At 44.7% G+C, this 15,139-nt stretch carries 13 protein-coding genes; 3 read left to right on the forward strand and 10 right to left on the reverse strand.

The features are described 5' to 3' along the window. Positions 1–256: 256 nt before the first annotated feature. A complete protein-coding gene (locus MH215_RS03820) occupies positions 257–487 on the reverse strand; it encodes a helix-turn-helix domain-containing protein (RefSeq protein ID WP_239288253.1) in 231 nt (76 codons plus the stop codon). An 18-nt stretch (positions 488–505) separates the two neighbouring features. Next, entirely contained in the window at positions 506–1,123 is a 618-nt protein-coding gene (locus MH215_RS03825; RefSeq protein WP_239288255.1) for a DUF2975 domain-containing protein, read from the reverse strand. A gap of 388 nt (positions 1,124–1,511) precedes the next feature. On the opposite strand from MH215_RS03825, the gene MH215_RS03830 reads away from it, so the two are divergent. Further along, the gene (locus tag MH215_RS03830) at positions 1,512–3,497 is read left to right on the forward strand and encodes a hypothetical protein (protein WP_239288265.1); all 1,986 of its coding nucleotides are present in this window, start codon (positions 1,512–1,514) and stop codon (positions 3,495–3,497) included. A gap of 56 nt (positions 3,498–3,553) precedes the next feature. Here MH215_RS03830 and MH215_RS03835 read toward each other — a convergent pair whose 3' ends face one another. Continuing rightward, a complete protein-coding gene (locus MH215_RS03835; protein ID WP_239288267.1) occupies positions 3,554–5,182 on the reverse strand; it encodes a helix-turn-helix domain-containing protein in 1,629 nt (542 codons plus the stop codon). Between the two features lie 118 nt (positions 5,183–5,300). After that, positions 5,301–6,335, reverse strand: a complete 1,035-nt coding sequence (locus tag MH215_RS03840; RefSeq protein WP_239288270.1) for an ABC transporter substrate-binding protein — start codon at positions 6,333–6,335, stop codon at positions 5,301–5,303. Between the two features lie 958 nt (positions 6,336–7,293). Here MH215_RS03840 and MH215_RS03845 point away from each other — a divergent pair. Continuing rightward, on the forward strand, positions 7,294–9,216 hold the full coding sequence (locus MH215_RS03845) for a carbohydrate-binding protein (protein ID WP_239288271.1): 1,923 nt from the start codon (positions 7,294–7,296) through the stop codon (positions 9,214–9,216). A 263-nt stretch (positions 9,217–9,479) separates the two neighbouring features. On the opposite strand, the gene MH215_RS03850 is transcribed toward MH215_RS03845, so the two are convergent. The 6 genes from MH215_RS03850 to MH215_RS03875 all read right to left on the reverse strand — a co-directional run bounded on the left by MH215_RS03850 (position 9,480) and on the right by MH215_RS03875 (position 14,096). Beyond that, positions 9,480–9,878 (reverse strand): hypothetical protein, encoded by a 399-nt coding sequence (locus MH215_RS03850; protein WP_239288273.1) that lies wholly within the window; start codon positions 9,876–9,878, stop codon positions 9,480–9,482. A 215-nt stretch (positions 9,879–10,093) separates the two neighbouring features. Further along, positions 10,094–11,599, reverse strand: a complete 1,506-nt coding sequence (locus MH215_RS03855) for an exosporium glycoprotein BclB-related protein (RefSeq protein ID WP_275445962.1) — start codon at positions 11,597–11,599, stop codon at positions 10,094–10,096. A 35-nt stretch (positions 11,600–11,634) separates the two neighbouring features. Beyond that, complete coding sequence (locus MH215_RS03860) at positions 11,635–11,994, reverse strand: hypothetical protein (protein WP_239288275.1); 360 nt, start codon at positions 11,992–11,994, stop codon at positions 11,635–11,637. 379 nt (positions 11,995–12,373) lie between these two features. Further along, positions 12,374–13,012, reverse strand: coding sequence for an NAD(P)H-dependent oxidoreductase (locus MH215_RS03865; RefSeq protein WP_239288276.1), 639 nt, complete (start codon positions 13,010–13,012; stop codon positions 12,374–12,376). After that, on the reverse strand, positions 13,009–13,515 hold the full coding sequence (locus tag MH215_RS03870) for a flavodoxin family protein (protein WP_239288277.1): 507 nt from the start codon (positions 13,513–13,515) through the stop codon (positions 13,009–13,011). Before MH215_RS03870 ends, MH215_RS03865 begins: the two co-directional genes overlap by 4 nt. Beyond that, a complete protein-coding gene (locus MH215_RS03875; RefSeq protein ID WP_239288279.1) occupies positions 13,515–14,096 on the reverse strand; it encodes a TetR/AcrR family transcriptional regulator in 582 nt (193 codons plus the stop codon). Before MH215_RS03875 ends, MH215_RS03870 begins: the two co-directional genes overlap by 1 nt. Before the next feature lie 230 nt (positions 14,097–14,326). Between MH215_RS03875 and MH215_RS03880 the strand changes: the two genes are divergently transcribed. Beyond that, the gene (locus tag MH215_RS03880; RefSeq protein ID WP_239288281.1) at positions 14,327–15,046 is read left to right on the forward strand and encodes an SDR family NAD(P)-dependent oxidoreductase; all 720 of its coding nucleotides are present in this window, start codon (positions 14,327–14,329) and stop codon (positions 15,044–15,046) included. Positions 15,047–15,139: the final 93 nt, after the last annotated feature.

The raw sequence follows: 15,139 nt of genomic DNA on the forward strand, positions 1-15,139 counted from the left end.
AAGTCGAGAAGTTAAGTCAGCTAGCCAGAGCCAAGCAGAATACACTTTCCGTGCCTGAGCCTATTCGAGCGTGCAGGCATTGATATTCTCTTGGAGTCTACGGCTGCCTGCTGTGTAACCATGCAATAGCTACAGACACTGAACACAAAGAACCCGTGCTCTGCGCGGGTTCTTTGTGTTCGGGCTTGGGTGGTCTCCCCCTCGGTACATAGTGCTCTGATATACTCCGAAACAATTATAGAGTAAATAGGCACTCTCAATCCACTTCACGGCTGTCGCTATCGCCTGGAACAAATTCCAGAATGTCTCCTGGCTGACAATCTAAGATTTCGCAGATTGATTCCAAAGTAGAGAAGCGGATCGCCTTCACTTTCCCCGTTTTCAGATTGGACAGATTGACATTGGAGATCCCTACCTTATCAGCCAGGTCATTCAATTTCATTTTTTTGTCGGCCAGAACTCGGTCGAGACGTATAATAATCGGCACTGTCATCAGTCTCCATTCTCATAAAGTCGAATCATGCTCTTCCTGCAGGAGAGCGCCATATTTGAAAATCTCGGAGACGAACAGCACGAGTATGCCGATGATAATTCCGATTAAAGAGATACTGCCTAGATTAATAGAGAAGATACGAGTAACGAACAGGCAGATCAGGATGTTGAGAAGCAACTTCGCCAGCAAAGAATACAGGATAACGACGACTCCCAGCCTTCTTAGGCGCGTGGCATTCGCCAGGCTAAACGGACTGCCTCCGCTAAGTATGCTACCTATTATATAGCGAATCTGGCCGATCGAGTAGATGTAAGTAATGAAGATAAGCGTAGTATTGGTCAAAGTGACGACCAGATAAGCGGTTTTGGCATCGAACATATCAGGATTGATCGGTTGAAAATAAGTGAAAGGAACCATGACACTATTCGTCACCGTATCCGATAATGGTACTGAAAAAAACCAGTGCGCAATTCCCTTCTCTGCAGTGAACAGCTCCTGAGGCTTTAATCCGATCCATAGTTTAAAACAGACCGACGCAACGAGCAGCGCAATTCCTCCCCAATATCCGATCATAAGTGCGACGTGCATTCTTTTGAGGCCAGGTTTGGCTTTGAATTCAATTCCGTCCATGAACAATCTCCTTTCCATGTGAACTTACAATATATACTAAATGATTTTTTCACGAAAAACAACAACTATTTAATGATAAACATTAAATAGTTATCGAGGAACTACTTTAAACTGCTTAATGATGAACGATCTGCTGGCACAACTTCGCACAGACAAGCAGGAAGCTAGAGTCTCTTCGCTGTATTGACCGATGGTTTTGTGAGCTGAAGGAATGAACTGAGGAGGCAGGTTGGTTCTAATTCAAGCCGATTGTAGATTCATTCTGCCGTCATCCTGAGATTCAAAACTAGATTCGGATTATAATACGTTGTGAATGGTTGGTATTATCCACCAATTCTCTTATAATGGATAAGTTAAAGAATAATATACTATTATAGGGAGATGCAGTATGAGAAAGAGTACTAGACGCTTTACCACATGGTTTTTAACTGTAGCAGCTATGATCTTGTTTAGTGGGTTGCTATCGATTACAGGTGGAAAAGCAGAAGCAGCACAAGAGCGGTACAAATCCGAATTCGAATTTGAATTCAAGTACGAGGAGGAAGCATCCAGAGTTATACCTCAGGTTCGTGTAACGAAGTTTTATTTTGATGACGGTCGTGTGGAGACTGAACTTCATGAATTTCCAAAGCAGGCACGGGCTGTATCGAAAGATGCGCAATCCTTAGAGAGTGCACGCAAAAAAGATGATCCAGCGCTGAAGCAAACATTTTATCCAGGCTGCGGTTGGGGCTTTGGCACACATGTGATCAACACAGAGAAAGGTCCACTAGCTTTTACGATTTATTGTGATTCAACGACAGACAAACAACCAGATGCAAAAGGTGAAAAGAAGTCAGTAAGCAATCATGTTATCTATAAATATGATCTCGAACGCAATCTTCTAAGCGTGTTGAATCAGGTACAAACATTCGGAAAAAGCCGGCCTCCGTTCCGAATTTATTATGACTTTGGAGGATATACGTTGCAAGAAGGTAACGGAGAAATAAACTATGAAGAACGAAATATCCGAATCTATTCACTGCTCAGTAACAAACTGCTGGCGCGTATTGCTGGATATCCACAGGAAATCGACCAAACCTTAAGATACACCGAGTACACAAAAATATCCAATGATCCAAAAGTTCACGCCAAAATCGGCAATAATAATTTTTCGGTAGAAACATACATTTTGAATTCAGATGGAACCCGAACAAAAAGCAAGATTCCCGCCGCACTACCAAAAAATGTTTTTTATGAAGATAAAATTGGTTCAATAACTTATGTATCCTATAAAAATCCAAAAAACGAAAATACCATGGTAGGTTATCGGACTGCTACAAGTACAGCAATCAAGCCATTATCTCGCGCAGATGCTTCAAGTTACATAAGATTCAGTAAGAACAAACGTTACGTCCTGATTCATCAACAAACAGCCAAAGAAAAAACGATACGAATCGTTGATACAAAAACAGCAAAAGTTGTATCCGATATTCCGGATACCGGCGGTGGAGTATATAAGGAAGTTGGCGATTCAATTCTTTTATTCCAAGCCGAAAAGAAAGATTACTACCTGCATGTGCCAACAGGAATTGTCACCCGTAATATGGAAAACTCCCAATTGGTACAAACCGATACAGGTGGCTACACGGGCGACCAATCGAAGTTGATCTCCATGCAGGCTCCACCACAAATGCTCGTAAACGGCAAACCGATGCGTTATGCCGGCCAAGGCCCCTTCCTGACGAAGGACAACCGATGGTACGTAGAAGTGAATGATTTTGCAAAGGCAGCGGATGCTACATTGTCCAAAACTTCCAGTGGATTCACGATCAATCGTGGTAAGTACAAAATGACCGTCTCCAAAACCGATAAAACGGTATTAACCTGGGCTGGGCAGACCTTCGTACCGTTGGAGACACTGAACGAAAAACTGGGCATGGCTGGGGGTTTCTTGAATTCCCTCTTAGGTAAAGGCTACGAATACAAAGTGCTCCACGTTTTCTCCAAAGATCTGAAAGAAGCAGATGTTATCGCTCGCCCTGATCTGTATGAGGCCATCGAAAATCATTCAGGGAATTATTATTCAATGGAAAATGGCAAACCTGCCGCAAGGCCGTTGTCGGAAGCCAACAGGTATTATTATGATGGAACTAATCTCATCTTCAAAGATGGCTTACTCGTAAATGTAGCTTCTATATACAATGCGGGTGGCCGTACGTTGCGAAATATTATCTTCGATATCAATAAACTGAAGCATGTCATTGCCGTCTATGGAACGCCGAATGCAACCAAGACCGGAGGACAAATGGTACGCTGGTACGAGGTGGATGGTAACGTGCTGGTATTCGAAAGTAACACGAATTTGAACAGTGCTTATTATATTTCACAATAAACCATGAATTGCTCCAAGCCCGATTCCAAATAAGGACTCGGGCTTTTTTTATAAATTTACGATGAAATGAATCCTGAATCCCCGCTCTCCACCAACTTAACGATCTCGTCCAACTGCCCATCGACTGCCAGCGGTGTGTACATCCACCATTTATCGTAGGATAACGGATGTACGTTTCCCTTACGAACAACATTTAAGTTCCCCCACACTTCTGAACGACACAGCTTACGGAAAGCGGCTTCGGCATGCGGATTTTGCCCGTTCACCATGACAAACAAGCGATCCGCATCGTATTTGCGGAGTTCTTCGAAAGGAAGCTTGTCCGAGAAAGCATTATGACCGTTATAATTATTAATGAATTGCTGCACGAGTGGATGAGGGTTCAACTGAAGGGAGCGATGTAGTACATGTCCCATATTCCGGTTACCTGCCACACGAAAGCCTGTGTCATCGATCACCAGTGCCGCATACGTATCTTTTAATCCAATAATGGAAGCAAGTCGCTCTTTGGTTTGGGCAACTCTAAGCTTATGCTGTTCCATCCATTCTCTACTTCTACTCCGTTTGTTAACGACAGTAGAGACGCTGTCCAACTGTTGGTATACATCCTGAGATTGCCAAGGGATGCGTACCACTTCCGCAATCGTTGAGAATTGTTCGTATTCTCCTGTCGTCATATGCTCATATCCCAGAATAAGATCAGGCTCCATACCACGAATCGCTTCCAAGTCGTACGGTTCCCATCCAAACGGTCTAATCTCGGGTAAATAAGGGCGAACATAATCGTTCCGGTACAAATGATAATCAGGTGCTCCAATAGGCGTTATACCCAGCGCAAGCAAATGAGAGGTGAATAGCAGACCGATTACACGCGGCTCACGTTGTTTCATATAAATGCTGGGAGATACTCCTTCTTGCTGTTTGAACCTGCGACTAAAATAAAATTCGTCCTTGAAGCCAACCTGTGTAGCAATCGCGTGCATATCCCGGCTTGGTGAGCGAAGTAAACGTTTGGCCTGATCTACTCGCACGCGATGCAAATAATCCATCGGGCTTGTTCCTGTGACCTGTCGGAAAATATGGCTATACTGCCTTGTGCCAACACAGGCCATGGCAGCCAGCTCCCCCACCTTCCAATGTTGCTGATAATTTTCCTCGATATGAGTAATGGTTCGAAGCACAGCCTCCTTTGTATTGGCAGGTTGATCCGCACATGCCTTAACTGCGAATTGAAAAATCACTTCCTGTAGCAAAATCCCCCTCTTGAAGCGCCCCATTCCTTTCTCGGTCATTCTTAGATCGGCAATCTGATCTAGTAATTCCATCAGATTAGCCAAAGGCTGTATGGAAACCAATCGATTTCCGAAGGTGGTCAATGGATGCTCCTCGGTCTCCCCATCCCAGTCTGCATCAAATTCCAGTTTGTGTGCATGTACGATCTGTCCTGGCTGTTGTTCCCACTCTATGACCGTTCCAGGAAGAAGCAAAATGCTGCTGCTAGGAACAATTGGGAAACGTTGTTCGTCCACAACAGCAATACCTTCGCCCTCATTCATCACCCATAATGCATAATTGTCCGAAGTGAACACCCGATGCTCTATACCCGAATGAAACGTATGGACTTCAAGCCCAATCCACCGTAAACGTACGTTATCCATGGGTAAATCGAAGCTCTGCCAATCCACAGTTGTTCACCTTCCTCCAAATGAAAACGATTCTCATCTATATCTCATTGTATTGTACGATAATTTAGACATGCAGAAAAGCCCCCTAAACATAGGAAGCTTTTACACTTATTTTTCCTTATTGTTTGTGTTGTTTGAACAAATCCACCGCTTCATCCAGCAGAGCATCGGTGGAGAATAACGTGTAAGACCACCATTTGTCATGCGGAACAATGAAGACGTTGCCATTTTTGACCGCAGGCAGGTTTTGCCATAGCTTGGATTCCTTCATTTGTCCATAAAATTCCGTTGAACCTGGTTGGGTGTCGTTCACCTTAATGATCAAGTAATCCGCAGTAAGCTCAGGTAATTTCTCTAGAGATTGTGGCTCGGTGTACACAACGAAGCCGTCACTTTTATCAACCTCTTCCTGAACCCATGGCATACGTTTTAATCCGAGCAGATCGTGCAATACAAAGCCCATGTTGCGAGTACCCGCGACTTGGAAGGAATCCTTAAATATTTCGACAGCCGCTACTGTCTGATCTGCTCCAACAAGGTCGCTCATTTCGGCTTTGTGTTCTTCTACCTTCGCCTCATGCTTCGTAATCCATTCTTCTGCTTCTGACTTCTTGCCAACGATATCACCGATATATCTCAGTTGATCGTACAGATTATCTTCCCATGGATAGACCACCGTCGGAGCAATCTTCTCCAATTGAGCAATGATGTCCGGTTCGACAAAGGAAGACGCGATGATCAAATCTGGCGTAAGTGCTGTTACAGCTTCCATATTAGGTGGATAGTCTCCAGCGATTTCAACCTTACTAGCCGCGTTCTTGAGATAATAATCCTGATCAATCTCATACTGAAGTCCGCCTACTGGCGTAATACCAAGGGCAAGTAATTGCGTCGTTGCACTGATTGAGAAAATACGCTGTGCTTGCACAGGAATCTCTTTGGTTCCCGTAGGATCTGTAAAAGATTTCGTTTGTGGAGCATCAGTGGATGCCACTTCTTCCTGCGTTGTAGTTCCTGTATCCGTTGACGACGAAGCCGTCTGGCTTCCAGTGGATGAACCACTATCGGCTTGCGTGCCACATCCCGTCATAATTAAGATCAACAGCAATACGATTGCTGCAGACATCATGTTATACAACCCTTTTCGTTTCATTAAATGGATCTCCTCGCTATGCAGTATTCAGTAATGAGAATCAATATCACTTAAACTAGAATACTGGACAGACCTCTTCTTTGCACATGGAGAATTCGGCGATTTTTTTTAGATCATTGAGAGGTTGTAGATCAGGGGGATATCAGCATCATCTATCGATCTGATAAATTCCTGAGTCAAGCGGGTAGAGCGTTTATTAGCAAAGTTATGAAGCAGTTCACCTAGTAAACTCCCAAGATCATAAGCTTCTACTCTTGAGCCAGTTATCAAAAGGATGGACAAGCCGCAAGCACAATGGCCTTTCGCAAATTGATTCTTTTGATAATAGAAAGGGACATTCCCCTGACTTTTTAGTGAAACAGGTATATCGCAGGGCGAACTCTGACCAACGATCATTATGCATATGTCAAAAGTCAATCAATTCACTTTCAGCCTGCAATTCTTGCGGGTTTGTTCATGTGCCACGATCACTCTTCCCCTTATCATTGCACCGAACAAGTACTCTAATTTAGAATCCGCCAAGACTGTACTTCCGCCATCTCAATTTCTCCTCTCTCTAATCAAGTTACGTTTACAAAATCAGATAAAAAGTGATTGTATTCTAGCAAAAATGTGATATGATAGCGTCAAGTTAATAAACATTATAAAGAAAATATGAAAAATAATTACAATTAATTCAGTTTATTTTATGAACCGATGTCATTTAACCTATTGTATTGAAAGCGATTGCAGCCAACAACCGGACAGATTATAGCGTTTCTAGCGAAGTCTGGTGATGCAACAATACTGTTGGGTTATAGCTGTCCATTGCCGTCGTGGATATGTACACGCTGAGCATGTCGTATGGCTTGAGCCATAGATGACGCACCTGAGATCCCCAGACGAAAAAAAACCTAAACAACGGAGGTGAAGTGAGATCATTCCTGTTTTCACATTTTAACTTATGGAGGCGAAACGTATGATCCGTAAACCCCTTGCCATGCTAATGTCATTTCTTCTGGTGCTGCTCCTCTTCCCCGCTCAGTCAAGCCATGCAGCCAATGCTCCACTTGCCAAGCTTCCTGGAAACGCCAACCCCCTTATCGATCATAAATTGGGAGCTGACCCGTATGTGCTCGTACATAATAATCGGGTCTATGTGTACATGACGGGTGATTCCTATCTCTATAACAATGATGGCTCCATTAGAGAGAATCAGTATAGTACCATCGGAAGAATCAATGTAATCTCTTCATCCGATCTGGTGAATTGGACAGACCATGGCTATATTCCGGTAGCTGGTGCGAACAATGCTAATAACGGTCAAGGTATAGCCAAATGGGCAACCCAATCCTGGGCGCCAGCAATGGCGAAGAACACGATCGGTGGCAAGGATAAATTCTTCCTCTACTTCGCCAATTCCGGTGGCGGCATCGGTGTACTGACAGGTGATTCACCTATTGGACCTTGGTCAGATCCACTGGGACGCGCACTCCTGACACATAACACACCCGGTATGGCAGGAGTAACCTGGTTATTCGATCCGGCTGTTCTTGTCGATGACGATGGCTCGGCTTATCTCTACGCGGGTGGAGGTATTCCAGACTCCAACAATGCAGCATCCATTGCCAATCCCAAGACAGCTCGGGTGATCCGACTCGGCGCGGATATGATCAGCGTGGTAGGTAGTGCTGTAACGATTGATGCTCCTTATATGTTTGAGGATTCGGGCATCCACAAATACAATGGCAAATATTATTACTCCTATTGCATCAACTTTGCGGGGACACATCCTGCGGCATACCCAAAAGGTGAAATCGGATATATGGTAAGTGACAGTCCAATGGGTCCTTTTACGTATCAAGGACATTTTCTCAAAAATCCAGCAACATTCTTCGGCGTAGGTGGGAATAACCATCATGCCGTGTTCCAGTTCAACAATCAATGGTATGTCGCCTATCACGCACAAACAGTTAGCAAAGCTTTTCTCGGTGATGGCAAAGGATATCGTTCGACGCATATCAATAAACTGACACACAACGCGAATGGAACCATTCAGGAGGTACAAGGCAACATGGCTGGTGTTCCTCAGATTGCTAACGTAAATCCGTATGTACGTGTAGAAGCTGAGACCATTGGCTGGCAAGCGGGAATTACAACTGAAACAAGCCAAGCAAGCGGTGGCCCGGTCGCTAACCAGAACGTAACAAACATTCATGATGGAGACTGGATTGCCGTGAGTAATGTTGATTTTGGCTCGGCGGGTGCTTCGAAATTCAAGGCCAATGTCGCTTCCACCGGAAGTGGTAAAATCGAGGTACGACTGGATAGCCCAACAGGGCCTCTAGTTGGAACGCTGAACGTAAGCTCAACTGGTGGTTCTCAGACTTGGAAAGAGCTAGAGACAAATGTGACCAATGCTACGAGTATGCATCACTTGTATCTTGTCTTTACCGGCACGGGAAACGGAAACCTGTTCAACTTGGATTACTGGCAATTTACATCGAGCTCAGGCAACAATCCTAACCCCAATCCCGTCGTGAGCCGTTATGAGACTGAAACGATGACCATCGGTGGCCCCTATGCTGGCCTGATCAGCTCTCCTTTTAATGGTGTAGCTCTATATGCAAATAATGATTATGCGGCATATAATCAATATTTTGCCTTTCCTACCCACAACTTTTCTGTCCGCGGAGCTTCCAACAACAATAATACCGCCCGCGTCGATCTGGTGATTGGTGGAGTAACAGCTGGCTCCTTCTACTTCACTGGAACCCAACCCACAGTACAGACACTGTCGAACGTTACCCATGCCACAGGGAATCAGGAGGTTAAGCTGGTGGTCACCACAGATAACGGCACATGGGATGCATACATCGACTACCTTGAACATTCCCAATAACTTGCATACATTGGCTGAAGGACGAATGATAAGATGACGGTTTGCACATTTGAAATATATAACTAGTTCCCCTGATACAAGCACCTTGTTATCATGGCTTTCTTTGAGCCTTTGCTTTGGTGACTTGCTGGCAATAGGAGTTAGGCAAAATTCATATTCATTGAACTCGTTAGACGAGAATCCAGTCGGTACTGGAGAGGATGAACAAGCATAAGCCCGCGATCATCGCGGGCTTATACACATATCTTTATTATTAAATATCCTCATTGAATATCAACAGTGTATGTAGAAGCCAGCAACTCAACATAGCTGTCATAACCGACCACAATATAATGCCTCAGCTGCAACCGATTCCTTGGATCGTATTTCCCCCGTTCTTGTACAAGCCACTCCGAAGTGTATACCTGGTATACCCCTGTATCTGGATTAGTCCCGATTAACTCGTAAGCATCGTAGTTGGCCTCATAGAAATTAAGTGTAATACACCGAAGCTCAGCCACATTGGAAAAATTCAGCTGCATCTGGTGATACTTCATTTCTCCGGATTCTTCGAGCGGTGTAACATCAACGTTAATATTCACGCCATTCTGTTCTGTATAACGAACCTCCATCTCGGTTGTAGAAATCCGGTAGTCTAATCGTTCTGGTTCCAATGAAAGCATGAACCATATCCTCCTTCGTCTTTTGCTGGCTTAAGCTGCTATTTGGAAAACGTTAGAGGCCGTCCAAACAAAAACCCCTCTATAATAGACAGAGTAATCGACTTGCTTTTCTCTGTCTATTATAGAGGTGCATACCGAGTACATTACTTCGTATACCTCACCGCAATCCGCAAGGTGCTCCTGTTTATGGATCGGATACAAAGCGTGAAATTCTGTTAAGTGATGTTAAGGCCACCGCTTGCATATCCGGCTACGGTTGTGGCCACATCAATCCCTGCTGTAACTGATGCCGAGAACACCATAAGTAGGCGGTCACCTGCAGCTACCGGAATGCTTAGCCCTGTAGTCAATCCACTGGATATTGTGCCCAGTGTCAAAACACCGGTCAGTGGAGGAGCCAAGGTTACCAATGCACCAGGTACAGCCGTAAAGGAGTTATTAGGTGCAGTAGAACGGAACAGTTGTGCAGTTATGGTTACTGTAGATCCAACCAAGCTAAGCCCTGCTGTCGTGCTGAAATAAGCAGCCAGTGAAGTAATCGTTCCTGCACGAGATGCTGAGAAAGCGAAGTTAAGCAAGGTTCCTGCAGCGCCTGTGAGATCAATAATGCCTCCGTTAATACTTATTCCTATAGCGCTGTTGCCAAAGCCAACTAAACTGGAAGTATTTAAAAGTCCACCCAACACCGTAGTCAACGCGACTGGAAGTCCTGATGCATACGGAATGATCGCTCCAGAACCTGCTGCACCTGTCGCTCCCGTGGTACCCGGTGTGCCTGTTGCTCCTGTTACTCCCGTTGTACCTGGTGTGCCTGTCGCTCCCGTCACGCCTGTTGTACCTGCTGTGCCTGTCGCTCCCATTACTCCTGTCGTACCCGCCGTACCTGGCGTGCCTGTTACTCCTGTTGAACCTGGTGTGCCTGTCGCTCCTGTTACTCCCGTTGTACCCGGTGTGCCTGTCGCTCCCGTCACGCCTGTTGTACCTGCTGTGCCTGTCGCTCCCGTTACTCCCGTCGTACCCGGTGTGCCTGTTGCTCCTGTTACTCCTGTCGTACCTGGCGTGCCTGTTACTCCTGTTGAACCTGGTGTGCCTGTCGCTCCTGTTACTCCCGTTGTACCCGGTGTGCCTGTTGCTCCCGTTACTCCTGTCGTACCCGGTGTGCCTGTTGCTCCCGTTACCCCAGCTGTACCCGGTGTGCCTGTTGCTCCCGTTACCCCAGCTGTACCCGGTGTGCCTGTTGCTCCTGTTACTCCCGTTGTACCCGGTGTGCCTGTCGCTCCCGTTACTCCTGTCGTACCCGCCGTACCTGGCGTGCCTGTTGCTCCTGTAGATCCCGTAGACCCGGTTGCGCCGGTGATGCTTGGGATTACACCTATCAATTCTGAAGAAACCAAACGATGAGCTGCTACCAAAGAGCCTGTGCTGCTTTTTCCCCATACGGATACTTGAACAGGATCATTAACCACCGCTGTTGTTGTAAAGGTAAACTCGAACGCATCAAAATTAGCAAAATAATTGTTGGTTATCACTTGATTTGGTGCAATGTCGAACGACTCACTGACATATAGAATCCTGGATCCATCAGTCATATAGTATCCTTGTAGTTGTATGGTTGAAGTTACGGTATCGCTTCGATTATCAATTCTGATCGTAACCGACTGAGTCGGTCTTACACCGTTAACGGAATTATTTTCTATTGGTCCTGTTGACAAAAAACTCATCGCCACATCCTCCTCTTGTGAGTGAATCCCTTTTGCTAGATATCCTTAACTATGTTTTCGTGTACCACTATTCGGTGTGCATCAACTAATTGCCCAGACGCTTGTTTGCCCCATACTGAAATCCCTACTTCCCCCACACCTTCCGCACTAGTTTCAAAAACAAACTCAAAAGCATCCAAATCTGCGAAATAATTTTTGCTCACGACTTCGTTAGGTGCAATACTGATTGCTTCATGCACATACAGCGTCCTTGTTGTGCTTATTACATAACCTTGCAAATAAACTGTTACAGAATCTACAGTAGCGCGATTTACCAATCTAATCGTTACCTGTTGTGTCGGTCTAACGCCTGAAACGGGGCTGTTTTCTACCGACCCAGTTGATAAAATACTCATTTTCTCCATCCCTCCTTTTTTATGAACCTCTAACTCTGGAGGTATTTTGTATATCGGAACAATAAGCCAACAGTGCGGACAAAAGACAGTGGGCACATTCACCGTTATCAATAAACAATAACAGTCTGCACCCAGTGCTTAGCTATAAAAGGCTGGATTATGTACAGCAAGGAGAAGAAATAATGCTAGTGCAACAATAAAGTTATTTCATTGTTATCCGCAGGTTGACTCTTTGTGTCTTAACCAAAATCAATTCCAGAAGAAACTAAACGACTGTTCCCAGTAAATTATATGGAAACAGCCGCAGTTTAAGACTTTTTTTCGTGTCTACTTGTTCGGTTTTTTATGTAATCTAACGTGCTGTTCCTTATGTCTGACTCTACAATCTCCGCAACATGTCCTTTTTCTTCAAACCGTTTTTCTTGGCGGTAGCTTCCCAAAAGGAGCGCTTTGCTGCCCATTTCCATGCAAAACGTGGAAAGTTTGGACTGAAAAAGCGAGATTGTCCTGTCCCTTGTGTATTAATATGGTGTGCAAGTTCTTGTATGGCTCTGCCGAGATTCCGAAGAGGGCCATGGCCGAGTGGAACCTTTTCGAGAAATCCCAACATTTCACCGCCACCTTGACCAAGACCCTGTCCAAAGGTAACCCCTGCGCGCTGACACCAATTTTGAATGATTTCAATAGCAATTTGATTTTGGTGTCCCTCATAAAACCCATTGTTCATCATGACATATAGATAAATATCCTTGTTACGTTCTGTTTTCATAAATTTCTCTAAGGTCACAAGCATACTAAATAAATGGGATGGCAAGCCGTCCACGTATAGTGGCGATGCAATAACCAGTACATCCATGTCACATAGTTCAATGTACTGTACGTCTGTAAGTGCTCTCTGGCGAATCGGGAAGTGTGTAACTTCATGCTCTTCATGGATAAGAGGCTCCAAAGCTTGCAGCATGAAGGCAGAGTTACTTTGTCTTACTTTGGGGCTTCCGTTAATCATCGCGATTTTCATTGCAGCATCCCCCTCACATCTTGGGCATGTGTGTGAAAGAACACACTGTTATTGGTAGAAGCCCAGTTAAGACTATTGGCAGCAACAAGCTTCTTCGCAGTTTCCTTCTCATTTTCCATAATGTCTTCACCATAAAAATGGACAGACAAGGCGAAGCGATTTTTGTACCGTTGCTTATGGTGAGTTTCCCCATTCTTCGTAACGAAGTAAGGCAACACGTAAGAGATACTTCTGTTAAGTACATTAAGCACAAAAGGGCTATAGCTTCCATACATACACTCGCTGACAATGATCAGCTCATCGATTTTGGAGAGACGTTCTCCCATGTGCTGATATTCATCCCTTATAATACATACGCCAGGTGTTCTGGTCCAGCATCCAAAACAGCCAACACACTTCCGAATGGAGCCATTGTTGGTGACAACGTCCAGCTTCAAAGCATCTGTAGGATTATAGATCTGACTCAACTGCTGTTCAGGCAAATCGTGAATTAGCATTTTCATTATTTTCCCTCCTCAAATGGGGTTTGGATCGTGATATAATCACGCCAATTTCCAGAGAAACGAACACCATTGTTAGTGAGTAGCGAAGCTATGCCGTGCACCATCGCCCACAATGCAATTAACTGTTGTGGACATTGCTCCTCGGGAAGGCCGACGGAACGAAACATACGATATGCAGTCGTGCGAAACAGTACAAACGGCGGATAATCATCTTGGTCATAGTTATCCAGATTAATTGAGATTTTAGAATGATAGAACAAGAACTGAAAATAAGGTGGATGATCCACAAAAAAATCAATGTACGCCTGACCCAACAAGGAGACGGCTTCGCGGCTGTCCTCCTGTCCATCAATGGAGGTGTGAAGCTTGTCCATAAATTGTGCTGTCACATGCTCCCCCATAGCAGCAAGTAGTTCATCCACATTTTCAAAATGACTATAGGGCGCGGTGTGACTAACGTTGCATTTTGCAGCAACCCGACGCAGCGAGAAGCTCTTTAAGCCATCCTCGTTAATCAGTCGAATACCTGCTTCAATCAGTTGACCTCGCAGATTGCCATGGTGATACGGCTTTTCCTTCATAAAATCTAAGTCCTCCCTTCTCAATAACTTAACACTGTAAAGATTGTATCATATCATCTTTACAGTGTTAAGTTTAATTTGTGAATGAATACATTAACATTCCTCCGTCAGTAAAACTACCATTGTTTCTTGCAAAATTTGGAGCTATATATCACTAGATGATATAGTAAAACCTGTAATCCTTTTTTAGAAATTAATATCTTATACATACAAGAAAGAGAGGCATGAAGATGAAAAGTTACCTTGTATTTGGTGCGAGTAAGGGGTTAGGAGATGCCTTTGTTAGAGGTGTGCCTCAGAAAGGTGATAAGGTTTGGGTTGTATCCAGAAGTAAACCCGAGAGTCTGAAGTTGAAGGATGGTGTAGAGCGAATATGGGTTCAGGCCGATCTTGCTAATCAAAATGCGGCTACCATTGTTACGGATCAGTTAAAAAACGAAAGACCAGATGTTCTCATCTACAATGTGGGAATCTGGGAAAAGGAAGGCTTCGAGGATCATTATTCGTTCGATCGGGATGAGCCTGCGGATATTAGTCAGCTGATCCATGTGAATATCACCTCAACGATTGTATGTATTCAGGCCTTATTGCCGCATCTGCGCCAATCTTCAGGAGGAAAGATCATCCTCATCGGTTCAACAGCGGGACTTAACAATGCCAATAATACACAGGTTTCATTTGTCGCTTCCAAATTTGCTATTCGTGGAATTACAGAAGCACTACGAGAACACACCAGACAGGACGGCATTGCTGTAACGTGTATTAACCCTGGGGAGCTTGCGGCCGAGATTCCTTATGAGCAAGGGGCCCAGCGAGCACTTGAGGAATATAACGGAACACGCATCCCGCTTCAGGACATGGTCTCCATTGTGAAGTGTATCGTTAGCCTATCCAACGCTGCCTGTGTGAAAGAGATTAACGTTCCTGCATTGACGGATACCAACACCTAGTTTATTAACGATATGATCGCCATTATATGGCTTCAAAAAACCTAAAAACGGCGCGTTCCTTCTATCAGGAGCGCGCCGATTGCATTCATCTCG

Origin of the sequence: Paenibacillus sp. ACRSA (assembly GCF_022346845.1) — a bacterium.
Classification (GTDB): domain Bacteria; phylum Bacillota; class Bacilli; order Paenibacillales; family Paenibacillaceae; genus Paenibacillus.

Bases quoted from the DNA above. Each gene is read 5' to 3' on its own strand.
- MH215_RS03855 (WP_275445962.1), bottom strand. From the start codon at position 11,599: ATGAGTTTTTTGTCAACAGGACCAATAGAAAATAATTCCGTTAACGGT.
- MH215_RS03840 (WP_239288270.1), bottom strand. From the start codon at position 6,335: ATGAAACGAAAAGGGTTGTATAACATGATGTCTGCAGCAATCGTATTG.
- MH215_RS03830 (WP_239288265.1), top strand. From the start codon at position 1,512: ATGAGAAAGAGTACTAGACGCTTTACCACATGGTTTTTAACTGTAGCA.
- MH215_RS03880 (WP_239288281.1), top strand. From the start codon at position 14,327: ATGAAAAGTTACCTTGTATTTGGTGCGAGTAAGGGGTTAGGAGATGCC.
- MH215_RS03850 (WP_239288273.1), bottom strand. From the start codon at position 9,878: ATGCTTTCATTGGAACCAGAACGATTAGACTACCGGATTTCTACAACC.
- MH215_RS03845 (WP_239288271.1), top strand. From the start codon at position 7,294: ATGATCCGTAAACCCCTTGCCATGCTAATGTCATTTCTTCTGGTGCTG.
- MH215_RS03860 (WP_239288275.1), bottom strand. From the start codon at position 11,994: ATGAGTATTTTATCAACTGGGTCGGTAGAAAACAGCCCCGTTTCAGGC.
- MH215_RS03865 (WP_239288276.1), bottom strand. From the start codon at position 13,012: ATGAAAATCGCGATGATTAACGGAAGCCCCAAAGTAAGACAAAGTAAC.
- MH215_RS03825 (WP_239288255.1), bottom strand. From the start codon at position 1,123: ATGGACGGAATTGAATTCAAAGCCAAACCTGGCCTCAAAAGAATGCAC.
- MH215_RS03870 (WP_239288277.1), bottom strand. From the start codon at position 13,515: ATGAAAATGCTAATTCACGATTTGCCTGAACAGCAGTTGAGTCAGATC.
- MH215_RS03875 (WP_239288279.1), bottom strand. From the start codon at position 14,096: ATGAAGGAAAAGCCGTATCACCATGGCAATCTGCGAGGTCAACTGATT.